At 63.8% G+C, this 13679-nt stretch carries 12 protein-coding genes and 3 tRNA genes; 5 read left to right on the top strand and 10 right to left on the bottom strand.

Translation table 11 applies throughout. The annotated features are described in order from the left end of the window. The first annotated feature begins 40 nt into the window (after window positions 1–40). The 3 genes from IC762_RS20085 (at window position 41) to pepT (ending at window position 2080) form a co-directional block, all read left to right on the top strand. Window positions 41–117: transfer RNA gene (locus IC762_RS20085), tRNA-Asp, on the top strand. A gap of 279 nt (window positions 118–396) precedes the next feature. Beyond that, window positions 397–696: an HU family DNA-binding protein gene (locus IC762_RS20090; protein WP_195783987.1), complete on the top strand. Its 300-nt coding sequence runs from the start codon at window positions 397–399 to the stop codon at window positions 694–696. 127 nt (window positions 697–823) lie between these two features. Next, window positions 824–2080, top strand: coding sequence for a peptidase T (gene pepT / locus IC762_RS20095; protein WP_195783988.1), 1257 nt, complete (start codon window positions 824–826; stop codon window positions 2078–2080). Between the two features lie 207 nt (window positions 2081–2287). Here the strand turns inward: pepT and IC762_RS20100 are convergent, their stop codons facing one another. The 5 genes from IC762_RS20100 to IC762_RS20120 form a co-directional block, all read right to left on the bottom strand. Next, window positions 2288–3148, bottom strand: a complete 861-nt coding sequence (locus IC762_RS20100) for a class I SAM-dependent methyltransferase (RefSeq protein WP_195783989.1) — start codon at window positions 3146–3148, stop codon at window positions 2288–2290. Next, a complete protein-coding gene (locus IC762_RS20105; protein WP_195783990.1) occupies window positions 3148–3453 on the bottom strand; it encodes a YciI family protein in 306 nt (101 codons plus the stop codon). Before IC762_RS20105 ends, IC762_RS20100 begins: the two co-directional genes overlap by 1 nt. A 22-nt stretch (window positions 3454–3475) precedes the next feature. Continuing rightward, window positions 3476–3778, bottom strand: a complete 303-nt coding sequence (locus IC762_RS20110; RefSeq protein WP_195783991.1) for a hypothetical protein — start codon at window positions 3776–3778, stop codon at window positions 3476–3478. A gap of 185 nt (window positions 3779–3963) precedes the next feature. Then, a tRNA-Val gene (locus IC762_RS20115) sits at window positions 3964–4040 on the bottom strand. 55 nt (window positions 4041–4095) lie between these two features. Beyond that, window positions 4096–4500, bottom strand: a complete 405-nt coding sequence (locus IC762_RS20120; RefSeq protein WP_195783992.1) for a GFA family protein — start codon at window positions 4498–4500, stop codon at window positions 4096–4098. 139 nt (window positions 4501–4639) lie between these two features. Here IC762_RS20120 and IC762_RS20125 point away from each other — a divergent pair, with 139 nt between their 5' ends. Further along, on the top strand, window positions 4640–5308 hold the full coding sequence (locus tag IC762_RS20125; protein ID WP_195783993.1) for a GntR family transcriptional regulator: 669 nt from the start codon (window positions 4640–4642) through the stop codon (window positions 5306–5308). Between the two features lies 1 nt (window position 5309). Continuing rightward, on the top strand, window positions 5310–6521 hold the full coding sequence (locus IC762_RS20130; protein ID WP_195783994.1) for an MFS transporter: 1212 nt from the start codon (window positions 5310–5312) through the stop codon (window positions 6519–6521). 55 nt (window positions 6522–6576) lie between these two features. Here the strand turns inward: IC762_RS20130 and lon are convergent, their stop codons facing one another. From lon to IC762_RS20155, 5 genes are all read right to left on the bottom strand, one after another. After that, a complete protein-coding gene (gene lon, locus IC762_RS20135) occupies window positions 6577–9003 on the bottom strand; it encodes an endopeptidase La (RefSeq protein WP_195783995.1) in 2427 nt (808 codons plus the stop codon). A gap of 323 nt (window positions 9004–9326) precedes the next feature. Next, window positions 9327–10601, bottom strand: a complete 1275-nt coding sequence (gene clpX / locus IC762_RS20140; RefSeq protein ID WP_195783996.1) for an ATP-dependent Clp protease ATP-binding subunit ClpX — start codon at window positions 10599–10601, stop codon at window positions 9327–9329. Between the two features lie 457 nt (window positions 10602–11058). Further along, window positions 11059–11694 (bottom strand): ATP-dependent Clp protease proteolytic subunit, encoded by a 636-nt coding sequence (locus IC762_RS20145; RefSeq protein ID WP_195783997.1) that lies wholly within the window; start codon window positions 11692–11694, stop codon window positions 11059–11061. Window positions 11695–11922: 228 nt separating this feature from the next. Next, on the bottom strand, window positions 11923–13284 hold the full coding sequence (gene tig / locus IC762_RS20150) for a trigger factor (protein WP_195783998.1): 1362 nt from the start codon (window positions 13282–13284) through the stop codon (window positions 11923–11925). 164 nt (window positions 13285–13448) lie between these two features. Further along, a tRNA-Leu gene (locus IC762_RS20155) sits at window positions 13449–13533 on the bottom strand. Between the last annotated feature and the right edge of the window lie 146 nt (window positions 13534–13679).

Below are 13679 nucleotides of genomic sequence, written 5' to 3' on the forward strand. Positions count from 1 at the left end.
GCCCTCGGTTCTGCGCGGATCAATCCGATGACCGGCATCCGCGGGAGTAGCTCAGTTGGTTAGAGCGCCGCCCTGTCACGGCGGAGGCCGCGGGTTCGAGTCCCGTCTCTCGCGCCATTCATTTCAATGGCTTAGCACCAAAACTTCCGAACCGGCGTCGACTGCTACAACATCGTTGATGCGGAATGTGGCCTGTTTTCAGGGGAAACAGCGTAGTCAGCCGCGCCCCGAATCGAATAAGGCCTGATACGTCTTGGTTTCCTGACGCTGGTCCGGCGCTGCCGCTGTCAGAACCGCCGGCCTCGGGACTCTTCGGGACACATTCCCGACGCGAACGGCTTCGACCATTCGCATGAAAGCAGCAATCCAGCCATTCAGCACTGAGGAGGGCCACACATGGCGAAGAAAGCAGCGACCCCGGCGACCATCACGCTGAAGCATCTGGCGGCGGCGATCGCCGAGGACCAGGAGCTGTCCAAGAAGCAGGCCGAGGCGATCCTGACCGACATGGTGACCCGGATCACCAAGCACCTCAAGAAGGGCGAGCGGATCCGGATCGTCGGCCTCGGCATCCTCCAGGTCCGCAAGCGCGCCGCCCGCATGGGCCGCAACCCGGCCACCGGCGAGCAGATCCAGATCAAGGCCAGCAAGAAGGTCGCCTTCCGCGCCGCCAAGGAGCTGAAGGAAGCGGTCTGACCCACCGCATCTTTGGATCGACAAGGCGCCATTCCGGCTCGCGGCCCGGACTGGCGCCTTTTTGTTTTGCAACCGACACGCTTATGCTCTGTTGAAGCAGATCGTCCCCTCACCTCGCGCAGGTCTCATGCTGGCACCGGCTCTCGACTTCAAGCACACCGTCACCGAGCGCTTCCTGCGCTATGTCGTGATCGATACCCAGTCCGATCCGGATTCGCCCAGCACTCCGTCGACCGAGAAGCAGAAGGATCTCGGCCGCGTGCTGGTTGCCGAGCTGCAGGCGATGGGCATCTCGGATGCGCATCTCGATGCGCATGGATATGTCTATGCGACGATACCGGCCAACACCGACAAGAAGGTGCCGGTGATCTGCTTCTGCTCGCACATGGACACCTCGCCCGACTGCACCGGCAAGGACGTCAAGCCGCAGATCGTCCGGAACTACCGCGGCGGCGACATCGTGCTGCCAGCCGATCCCGCGCAGGTGATCCGCGCCGCGGAGCATGAGGCGCTGGCCGAGCAGATCGGCAACGACATCATCACGTCAGACGGCACCACCCTGTTAGGGGCCGACAACAAGGCCGGCCTCGCCGAGATCATGGACGCCGCGCACGTCCTCGTCACGAATCCGCAGGTGAAGCACGGCACCATCAAGATCCTGTTCACCCCGGACGAGGAGATCGGCCGCGGCGTCGACAAGGTCGATATCAAGAAGCTCGGCGCGGAATTCGGCTACACCATGGACGGCGAGAGCGCCGGCCACATCGAGGACGAGACCTTCTCCGCCGATGGCGCCAGCATCCTGATCGAGGGCGTCGCGACCCATCCGGGTTTTGCCAAGGGCAAGATGGAGCACGCGATCAAGATCGCGGCCGCGATCGTCGACCGCCTGCCCAAGGATACTTGCTCGCCCGAAACCACCGAAGGCAAGGAAGGCTTTCTGCATCCGGTCGCGATCACGGGCGCGCTGGAGAAGGCGCGGATCGACTTCATCGTGCGCGACTTCACCGAAGACGGCCTGAAGCAGAAGGAAGCACTGCTCGAGACGATCGCGAACAATGTGATGAAAGACTATCCGCGCTCAACTTTCCGCATGGAGGTCAAGCCGCAATACCGCAACATGAAGGAGGTCATCGACCGTCACCCCGAGGTCGTCGCCTACGCGATCGAGGCGATCAGGCGCGCCGGGCTGACACCGGTGAAGACCTCGATCCGCGGCGGCACCGACGGCTCGCGGCTGTCCTTCATGGGACTGCCCTGCCCCAACATCTTCGCAGGCGAGCACGCCTTCCACTCACGCCTCGAATGGGTCAGCCGGCAGGACATGGAAAAGGCGGTGCAGACCATCGTGCATCTGGCGATGATCTGGGAAGAGAAGGCGTAGGGAGCGCGTTAACGCAACTGCGTGGTCCGTCATCCTGAGGCGCGAGCCTTGCGGCGCAATTGCGCCGCTGGGCGAGCCTCGAAGGATGAATCGGCCATAAGCGGGGCCGTGCATCCTTCGAGGCTCGCTGAAGAGGCTCGCACCTCAGGATGACGGGAGACGCAGCGAAGACGCGGGACGCAGTCGCTTCATGGCATTGTGTCGGTGCTAAGACGCCCGCGCCGTCACGATCCAGATCGCGCCGGGCAGCAGCACCGAGTCGCCCTTTGCATATTGCGCCAGCGTCTCGCGCATCGAACTGATGGCGGCGGCGCGCACATCGTCCGGGTGACCATCGAGGGCGCGGCTGGCCGGGCCGATCTCGAGCGCGCTCTGGATCGCCGTGTCCATGCCGCGTCCGATCGCGATATCGAGATCGACCTTGCACGGCTCCATGGCGATGGTGGAAAAACCGGCCTCGCCAAGGATCCGCGTCACCCGCGCTTCGGAGGCAAAGGAAAACGGACCCGGATCCTCGGGGCCCAGTTGCGGCAGCTTCGGCACATGCTTGTAGACGGCCTGCAGCGGCGCCATGAAGAACGGATTTTCGCGCGGCTCTTTCCAGCACGCGAAAGCGAGCCGGCCCGAGGGCTTCAGCGCCTTGCGCAGATTGGCGAACGACGCCACGGGATCGGCGAAGAACATCACGCCGAATCGTGAGGCGAGCAGGTCGACGCTCGCGGGATCGAACGGATAGACCGTGGCATCGGCGAGCGCGTAGTCGACCGGCGCGTCCTTCGGGGTGCTCTGCCTGGCCCGCTCCAGCATCGGGCCGGAGACGTCGACCCCGAACACATGGCCCGACGGCGCGACCTTGTCGGCGAGCGCTTTGGTCGACGCGCCGCTGCCGCAGCCAACATCGAGCACGCGTTCGCCGGCCTTCGGCGCCGCGCGGTCGATGAGGAGGTCGAGCACCGGTTTGAGCACGATGTCCTGCGCGGCCTGGCGGTCGGCCCAACGCTGGCCGCCGGGCCCGTTCCAATAGGCGATCTGATCGGCATTGCGCTCGTGGCCCTGCAAATTGTCCATCAACAGGTCTCTTTGGTTGCGGCGCGCAGCATCGGCATCACCTGATAGGTGAAACCGGCGTCGGCCTTGATGACGGGATCATCGACGATGATCGCCTGCGGATCGGCATCGTCGGGCAGTTGCAGCACGCCGAGCCCCCAGACGCCGGCGGGATCGGCCACGGGGCCGAAGATCAGCGCTTTGCCGGTGCGCAGCAATTCGCCGCAATAGGCGACATGCGCCTGCATGATTGCGGCCTCCTGCGGCGTCATGTCCTGCGGAAACGTCGGACGCGGACCGAGCAGCCTGCAAACGTAATGCTTCATCTGTCCGGCCCGCCTTCCGGGATCAATTGGCGGCGGTGCCCTGCTTCGGCGCGGGCTTCTTCGCGGTCGATTTGGCCGGCGTCTTGGGCGCCGCCGGCTGCGCGCTGTCGCTGCGCGCAATTCCCCACGGATCGCTCTGCTTCTGGTCCGGAACGCTCCTCAGCGCGCGCTGGTAGTTGCGCTGGGCCTGCTTCTCGGCATCGAGCTCCACCTGCGACTTCTCCTTGTCGGGCTCGCGGTATCCCTGAACGTGATCCTGCGCAAAGGCGGGCGTGACGAGCAGGGCGACGGAAGCGATGGAAAAGGCAATAGCGAGTCTGCGCATGGATCGAGTTCCCAAGTTTGCGGCGAACATATCATCGAGCAAAAGCCGGCGCCAATTCAGCGCGGCAACATGGCAGGGATTGGACGACGGGCCCACTTGGCAAATTGGCCAGTTCGGTTGCGCATTGAGAATGTTGGAGCACTTCGACGCGGGCTGCCATGCCGAGACCTAGCCCGAGCGAAGGCTGGTAGGCGGCGAGAGATTCGAACTCCCGACCCTCTCGGTGTAAACGAGATGCTCTAACCAGCTGAGCTAGCCGCCCTTACCTGCCGCGCCTCTTTAGCCTCGCCGGCCCCTGTGGCGCAAGATCGGCGGCCCTAATCCATCGCCCGGCCCGGCAATCCGCTGAGATCATTGATCCATGGCACGGCGGAGCGGCACCAGATTTGTCGCTTTGGGCTCAATTGCCCGCGCTGGCGGATGCTGCCCCAGCGGATGCCCCAATCGTCGGGACCGCCGTCTTCGCCGCTGGTGAACAGCGGGGCGCCGCAATCGCCGCAAAAATGCTGGAAGCGGATCCGGCCATTGTCACCGCGCTTGCCGTACACTTTCGGCGCCAGTCCGGTCAGTCGCACCTGCTCGGCAGCGCAGATCACCGTCACGCGGTAGGGCGAGCCGGTCAGCGTCTGGCAATCGGTGCAATGACAGATCGACACCCGTTCCGGATCGATCTCGGCCTGGTAGGTCACGGCGCCGCAGTGGCATTGCCCGTTGATCCGCATCGCGACTTCCCTCTCCGTTCCTTGCGCGGTGATCATCCTAGCCCATCTGGTGCGCAGGTCGCCCGACCCGGCAATGGGACATATCTCGGTATCCCAGGATGCACTTGTTTGGGATACCAAATCGGGATATGGCCGGATCATGTCGCAGATGCTTCAGATTCACGATCAGCTCCGGGAGATGATCCTCTCGCTCGACCTCGGCCCCGGCGAACGGCTCACCGAACGCTGGCTGGAGAGCCGCTTTGAGGGCTCGCGGACCCCGATCCGCGCCGCGCTGGTGCGGCTCGAGGGCGAAGAACTGGTGCGCCGCGACGGCCGCAACTGGATCGTGGCGCCGATCGACCTCGGCGAGCTGGAGGCATTGGCCGAGTTCCGGCTCCCGCTCGAGACAACCGCGGTTCGCCTCGCCTGCGCGCGGGCTGGCGAGGCCGACATCGCGGGGATCGAAGCGATGCTCAATGCCTGCCAGTCCGGCGCGCCGCGCGAGGAATGGCACCGCGTCGGCACCGACTTCCATGTCGAGATCGCCCGCCTCTCCGGCAATCCCTTCATCGTCAAGGCGATCGCCGGCGCCATGACGCGGCTGTCGCGGGCGCGCTGGCTGGAGGTGTGGACCGAACCGTCGCGCGAGCAGGCCTGGCGCGAGCACCGGCGCATCCTTTCCTTCATCAAGGCGAACGATCCGGACGCCGCCGCGCGCGAGGCGGCCGACCACATCAAGGACACCCGCGATCGCCTGCTGCGCTCGCTCGACGAGGATCGCCGCGGCCTGAAAGCGCGCGGCTTCGCGGTGATCGGGCTGCGCTGACATGAATATCGACATCGATCGCGAAGCGGCCCTCGAGGCGGGCCCCTGGAAACGCAACCTGATCGTCTGCACCTTGGGCTCCTTCACCACCATCGTGGGAATGACGCTGCTGCTGCCGTTCCTGCCGCTCTTCGTCGAGCAGCTCGGCGTCAGCGACCATGCCGCCATCGTGCAATGGTCGGGCATCGCCTACGGCGCGACTTTCTTCACGGCCGCGCTGACCGCGCCGCTGTGGGGCCGGCTCGCCGACCGCTACGGCCGCAAGCTGATGCTGATCCGTGCCAGCCTCGGCATGGCGATCGCGATGTCGCTGATCGGCATGGCGCACAATGTCTATGAGCTGGTCGGCTTGCGGCTGTTGACCGGCTTGCTCGGCGGTTACGCTTCGGGCTCGACCGTGCTGGTCGCTTCGCAGACGCCGAAGGCGCGCTCGGGATGGGCGATCGGCGTGCTGTCGGCCGGCATCATGGCCGGCAGCCTGGTCGGCCCGCTGGTCGGCGGCATCCTGCCGCCTCTGATCGGCATCCGCGCGGCCTTCTTCCTGATCGGGGGCATTATCTTTTTCACCTTCCTCGGCACCACTTTCCTGATCCGCGAGGGCGCACGGTCGAAGCCGAAGGACGGCAGCAAGGCGCGCGGCGGCTGGGCGCTGGTCGGCGACAAGCGGCCGGTGGCCGCGATGTGGGTGACCGGCCTGCTCTTGATGGTCGCCAACATGTCGATCGAGCCGATCATCACGGTCTATGTCGCGCAACTGGTCGAGACGCCGCGGGTGACGTTCGTGGCCGGCCTCGTGATGTCGGCCGCGGCGTTCGGCAGCCTGTTGTCGTCATCGCATCTCGGCAAGCTCGCCGATCGCGTCGGGCACTGGCGGATCATCATTATCTGCCTCGCGGTTTCGGCCGTGCTGTTGATCCCGCAGGCGTTTGTCGTCAGTGGCTGGCAACTGATCGTGCTGCGCTTCCTGATGGGGCTGGCGCTCGGCGGCCTACTGCCGTGCATCGCCAGCGTGATCCGGCACAATGTGCCTGACACGGTCACCGGCAGCATGCTCGGCTATTCAGTCTCGGCGCAATATGCCGGACAGGTGATCGGCCCGCTTGCCGGCGGCTTCGTCGGCGGCCATATCGGCATGCGCGCGGTGTTTCTCGGAACCAGCGTGCTGATGGCGGCAGGCGCGATCGGCAATTTCCTGGTCGAGAAGAGAAAATAGGCAAAACAAAAACGGCGCCCGAAGGCGCCGTTTGATGTTTCAGATCAGAGCTTGCTCAGTGCGCCGTCAGGCCGCCGGAGGCTTCGTCCGACGCGTCCGGCTTGACGTCGACCTTGGTGTCTTCTTCCCAGACGATCGGCGTCGGCACGCGGGTCAGCGCTCGCGCGACGACCTCGTCCAGCCGCGAGACCGGGATGATCTCCATGCCGCCCTTGATCGCATCGGAAATCTCCGTGAGATCCTTGGCGTTGTCTTCGGGGATCAGCACCGTCTTGATGCCGCCGCGCGCGGCAGCCAACAGCTTTTCCTTCAGGCCGCCGATCGGCAGCACGCGGCCGCGCAGCGTGATCTCGCCGGTCATCGCGACATCATGGCGGACCGGGATGCCGGTCATGACCGAGATGATCGCGGTGGCCATCGCCACGCCGGCGGACGGACCGTCCTTCGGGGTTGCGCCCTCCGGCACGTGGACGTGGATGTCGCGGCGATCGAACAGCGGCGGCTCGATGCCGTAGACGATCGCGCGCGAGCGGACGTAGGACGCCGCCGCAGAGATCGACTCCTTCATCACGTCACGCAGGTTGCCGGTGACCGTCATCCTGCCCTTGCCGGGCATCATGACGCCTTCGATTGTCAGGAGCTCGCCGCCGACATCGGTCCAGGCAAGGCCCGTCACGATGCCAACCTGGTCCTCCTCGTCGATCTCGCCGAAGCGATACTTCGGCACGCCGAGGAACTCCTCGATGTTGGCCTCGGTGACCTTGACCGACTTCTTCTTGGAGATCATGAGGTCCTTCACCGCCTTGCGGGCGAGTGTCGAGAGCTCACGCTCCAGGTTGCGCACGCCCGCTTCGCGGGTGTAGCGGCGGATCATCAGAAGCAAGGCCGCGTCGTCGATCGACCATTCCTTGGAGTCCAGGCCGTGCTTGGAGAGCGCGGACGGGATCAGGTGCTTGCGCGCGATCTCGACCTTCTCGTTCTCGGTGTAGCCGGCGATCCGGATGATCTCCATGCGGTCCATCAGCGGGCCCGGAATATTCAGCGTATTCGCGGTCGTGATGAACATCACGTTGGACAGGTCGTAGTCGACCTCCAGGTAATGGTCGTTGAAGGTCGAGTTCTGCTCGGGGTCCAGGACCTCGAGCAGCGCCGACGACGGATCGCCGCGGAAATCGGCGCCCATCTTGTCGATCTCGTCGAGCAGGAACAGCGGGTTCGAGCTCTTCGCCTTGCGCATCGACTGGATGATCTTGCCGGGCATCGAGCCGATATAGGTCCGACGGTGACCGCGGATCTCGGCCTCGTCACGCACGCCGCCGAGCGACACGCGCACGAACTCGCGCCCCGTGGCCTTCGCGATCGACTTGCCGAGCGAGGTCTTGCCGACGCCGGGAGGTCCGACCAGGCACAGGATCGGTCCGGTCAGCTTGTTGGCGCGCGACTGCACCGCCAGATACTCGACGATACGATCCTTGACCTTCTCCAACCCGTAGTGATCCGAGTCCAGGACCGCCTGCGCGGCCTCGAGGTCCTTCTTGACCTTGGACTTCTTGCCCCACGGGATCGACAGCAGCCAATCCAGATAGTTGCGCACGACGGTCGCTTCCGCGGACATCGGCGACATCTGGCGCAGCTTCTTCAACTCGTGCTGGGCTTTCTCGCGCGCTTCCTTGGAGAGCTTGGTCTTGGAGATCTTCTCCTCCAGATCGGCCAGCTCGTCGCGACCTTCGTCGTCGCCGAGCTCCTTCTGGATCGCCTTCATCTGCTCGTTCAGGTAATACTCGCGCTGGGTCTTCTCCATCTGGCGCTTGACGCGCGAGCGGATGCGCTTCTCGACCTGCAGCACCGAGATCTCGCTCTCCATCAGGCCCAGCACCTTCTCCAGGCGCTGCGTGACGGACAACGTCTCCAGGATCGCCTGGCGGTCGGCGATCTTGACCGCGAGATGCGAGGCAACGGTATCACCGAGCTTGGCGAAATCGGTGATCGCCTGCACCACGCCGACGACCTCGGCGGAGATCTTCTTGTTCAGCTTCACATAGTTTTCGAAGTCGGACACGACCGAACGCGACAGCGCCTCGGCCTCGACCGAGGTGGCGTCGGTGTCTTCGAGCGCGACCGCTGTCGCCTCGTAGTACTCGCTGCGATCGGAATATTTCTCGACACGCGCACGCTCTAATCCTTCGACCAGCACCTTGACGGTGCCGTCGGGCAGCTTCAGGAGCTGCAGGACGCTCGCGAGCGTACCGGTCTCGTAAATTGAATCGGGCGCCGGATCATCATCGGACGCATTCTTCTGCGTGGCGAGCATGATGAGCGCGTCGGTCTTCATGACCTCCTCGAGGGCGCGGATCGATTTCTCGCGGCCCACGAACAGCGGCACGATCATGTGCGGGAAGACGACGATGTCGCGGAGCGGCAGCACCGGATAGGAGTGGCTTTCGCCGTGGACGATCGTTGGCCGGGGTTTCGAAGTCGTCATGGCCTAATCCTTTTTGTTTCGCCCCCTTGCACGCAGCCCGCCTGCTTGCGCAACCGCCACAAGGTGCCTTGGTGATCCGGAATAAGTTTGACGTCAGCAGCCGCTTTTTTCCGCATCGTGAAGCGACGAATCTCGACGCACGAGACCCCTCACCGATAGCATTAGGTGGCTATCGGGCACAGGGGTGTCAAGTCTGAGAAGTGCCCGGAAATACGGGCTAAACAGGCATTTGCTGCTGCGCGAAAATAGCCGCTGCTGCTGTGCCGCAACGGCCGCCGGAACTTCCGGCAGCCGTGATTTTTGCGACGATGCGACGAGCGCGGTTACGCGCTCGCGCTGCTTTCGACGGCGCGGTCGGAACGATCCGCGTAGATATAGAGGGGACGCGCCGTTCCCTCGACCACTTCGCGCGAGATCACGACTTCCTCGACCCCTTCGAGGCCCGGAAGGTCGAACATGGTCTCGAGCAGGATGCTCTCCAGGATCGAGCGCAGGCCCCGCGCGCCGGTCTTGCGCTCGATCGCCTTGCGGGCGACCGCGCCAAGCGCCTCGTCGGCGAAGGTCAGCTCGATATTCTCCATCTCGAACAGACGCTGGTACTGCTTCACCAGCGCGTTCTTCGGATCGGTCAGGATCTTCTTCAGCGAGGCTTCGTCGAGGTCTTCCAGCGTCGCGACGACGGGCAGACGGCCGACGAATTCCGGGATCAGACCGTACTTCAGGAGATCCTCGGGCTCGACGTGGCGGAAGATCTCGCCGGTGCGGCGATCTTCCGGCGCCAGCACCTGCGCCGCGAAGCCGATCGACGTGGAACGTCCGCGCGCCGAGATGATCTTCTCGAGGCCCGAGAAGGCGCCGCCGCAGATGAACAGGATGTTGGTGGTATCCACCTGCAGGAACTCCTGCTGCGGATGCTTGCGACCGCCCTGCGGCGGGACCGAGGCCACCGTGCCTTCCATGATCTTGAGCAGCGCCTGCTGGACGCCCTCGCCCGACACGTCGCGGGTGATCGAGGGATTGTCCGACTTGCGGCTGATCTTGTCGATTTCGTCGATGTAGACGATGCCGCGCTGCGCGCGCTCGACGTTGTAGTCGGCGGCCTGCAGCAGCTTCAGGATGATGTTCTCGACGTCCTCGCCGACATAGCCGGCCTCGGTCAGCGTCGTCGCATCGGCCATGGTAAAGGGAACATCGAGGATGCGGGCCAGCGTCTGCGCCAGCAGCGTCTTGCCCGAGCCGGTCGGACCGATCAGCAGGATGTTCGACTTCGCGAGCTCGACGTCGTTGTGCTTGGTCTGGTGGTTGAGCCGCTTGTAGTGGTTGTGGACGGCGACCGACAGCACCTTCTTGGCATGGCTCTGGCCGATCACGTAATCGTCCAGCACCTTGCAGATTTCCTTCGGCGTCGGGATGCCGTCGCGCGACTTCACCAGCGAGGACTTGTTCTCCTCACGGATGATGTCCATGCAGAGCTCAACGCATTCGTCGCAGATGAAGACGGTCGGTCCGGCAATCAGCTTGCGGACTTCATGCTGGCTCTTGCCGCAGAACGAGCAATACAGTGTGTTCTTGGAGTCGCTCGCGCCGACCTTACTCATTCATTATCTCCGTCCGCCGTTCGATCTCGGCCGTTCCGATCTTGTTTGCCAGATCGCCCCATTCCGGCACCAGACCGGGCCAAAGGGGTAGATAGAGCAAATTCCGTACCAAAAAAGACCCTACACAGTAGTGACCGTGCGAATCACGGTTTATTCGAATCCCCCGCGATCATAGTCGATACGTCACAGCCAACCATGCTGGCACCCGACTATCAAGAATTCGCTAATCGGGCGGCTTGCTCAAGACCGTGACAATACCGTGATTTCCACCGTTCGCACGTGGAATACGCGTCGAAATCCTTGAGACGTTGCGGGATTACCACGCCGCCCGGTGAGCACGAAAGAGGAACTTTCCGCCCACGCGCGGGCTTCGGCGGAGGCCGCCACAGCCCTGCTTGCCGCTTATGTGAGGCGTCGATGCGAGGATCACACCGACGCCAATTCGCGCATCCCTCGACTAGGCCGCCTTCGCCGACGCCGGGTCTTCCGGACGCTTGTCGATCACCTTGTCGACCAGGCCGAATGCCTTGGCATCGTCAGCAGTCAGGAACTTGTCGCGCTCCAGCGCATCCTCGATCGCCTTGTAGGTCTGGCCGGTGTGCTTCACATAAATCTCGTTGAGGCGCTTCTTGAGATTTAGGATCTCCTGCGCGTGCAGCATGATGTCGGTGGCCTGGCCCTGGAAGCCGCCGGAGGGCTGATGCACCATGATGCGAGAGTTCGGCAGCGTGAAGCGCATGTCCTTCTCGCCGGCGCAAAGCAGCAGCGAGCCCATCGAGGCCGCCTGCCCGGTGCACAGCGTCGACACCGGCGGACGGATGAACTGCATGGTGTCGTAGATCGCGAGACCCGACGTCACCACGCCACCCGGCGAGTTGATGTACATCGAGATTTCCTTCTTCGGATTCTCGGCCTCGAGGAACAGCAGCTGCGCGACGATCAGCGTCGACATGCCGTCTTCCACCGGACCGGTGACGAAGATGATGCGTTCCTTCAAGAGCCGCGAGAAAATATCGTAGGCGCGTTCGCCGCGATTGGTCTGCTCGACGACCATCGGCACGAGGTTCATGTAGGTTTCAACGGGATCGCGCATTTTGGGACAACCCAGGGGTTAGAGGGTTTGTTAGGGTGATGCAGAATGGGACTCAGCGTTAACCCAGATATAGACCAATTTCCGGCCGACAAGACCGGCACGCGCCTAGCCATCTGGGCAGGTCGAATCGCACGTCGAAGTTCAAACCGATTCGCGCAAATGCGGCCAGCCGAGGCGAACCTCGCCGGCCGCGCTTTTGCCGTTCATCATTAACGCGAGGTGCCGCAATTAAGCGGCAGTTTTCTCGGCGTCTTCATCCCTGAACAGCTCTTCCTTGGTGACGTTCTTCTCGGTCACCTTGGCGAGCTCCAGGATGAAGTCGACCACCTTGTCCTCGTAGATCGGGGCGCGCAGCTGGGCGAGCGCCTGGGCGTTGTTGCGATAGTAATCCCAGACCTCCTTCTCGCGGCCCGGCACCTGGCGGGCGCGCTCGATCACGGCGCGGGAGACCTCGTCGTCGGTGACGGTGATCTTGTTCTTCTCGCCGATCTCCGAGAGCACGAGGCCGAGGCGGACGCGGCGGTCGGCGATCTTCTGATACTCTTCCTTGGCGGCATCCTCGGTGGTGCTCTCGTCGGCAAAGGTCTTGCCGGAGGACTCCATCTCGGCCTTGATCGAGTTCCACATCAGGTTGAACTCCTCCGCAACAAGCGACGGCGGCGCCTCGAACCGGTGGCTCTCGTCGAGACGGTCGAGCAGCGCGCGCTTGACGCGCTGGCGGGTGGCGCCGGCGAACTCGCCCTTCAGGCGCTCGCGCATCAGCTCCTTGAGCTTGTCCAGCGACTCCAGGCCGAGTGTCTTGGCGAAGTCGTCGTCGATCGTGGTTTCGCCGGGCGACTCGACGGCCGTCGCCGTGGTCTCGAACTCCGCCGGCTGGCCGGCGAGCTTCTCGTTGAGGTAATTCTTCGGGAAGCCGACCTTCAGCGTGCGGGTCTCGCCCGCGCCGATCCCGATCAGCTGCTCTTCGAAGCCTGGGATGAACTGGCCGGCACCGATCACAACCTGGATGCCCTCGCCGGCGCCGCCCTCGAAGGCTTCGCCGTTGATGGTGCCCTTGAAGTTGATGGTGACGCGGTCGCCGTTCTCGGCCTTCGCGCCGTCGGACTTGGCATTGTAGGGACGGCCGCCTTCGGCGACCCGCTTGATGGCGTCGTCGACATCGGCGTCGGACACCTCGACCACCGGCTTCTCGACCTCGAAGGTCTTGAAGTCAGCGAGCTGGATCGGCGGCACGACCTCGATCGCGACCGTGTAGGTCAGGTCGGTCTTGCCGGACAGCAATTCCTCGACCTCGGCCTTCTCGGTCGGCATCGTGATCTTCGGCTCGCCGGCGAGACGGAAGCCGCGGTCCTCGAAGATCTTGCGGTTGGTGTCGCTGATGGTCTGGTCGATGGTCTCGGCCATCACCGAGCGGCCGTAGATCTTCTTCAGATGCGCCACCGGCACCTTGCCGGGACGGAAGCCGTTGAGACGGACCTTGTCCTTGAGGTCGACCAGCTTGGCACCCGCCTTGGCATCGAGATCGGATGCCGGAACGCTGATCGTGAACTCGTGCTTCAGTCCCTCGTTGAGGGTCTCGGTGACCTGCATATCAATCTTCTTCCGCTTTCGGCCGCCGGCCTCGCGGCCGTGGCAGTGTTCAATCATGTCGACGCGCGGCCGCTTGGGCCTGACGCCGGTGGTTCGGTGAACCCGCGGCCCCTCAAGGGGCTCAAGGCTCGCCAAGGAATCGTCATGCAAACGCGGTAAGCGCTTGGTGCGGGCGGAGGGACTCGAACCCCCACGACTTTCGTCACTGGAACCTAAATCCAGCGCGTCTACCAGTTCCGCCACGCCCGCGTGAAAAGCATCCAATTCGGCCGCGGTGCCTGAGCATGATTGCCGAAAAGTGCTCTGCGGTTTTCGGGCGGCCAATCATGCTCCAACTAAATGGAATCGATCACGTTTATGGCTTTGGATGCCCGCGTCCAAAGCCATAAACGTGA

The sequence above is a fragment of the Bradyrhizobium genosp. L genome (assembly GCF_015624485.1).
Classification (GTDB): Bacteria; Pseudomonadota; Alphaproteobacteria; order Rhizobiales; family Xanthobacteraceae; genus Bradyrhizobium.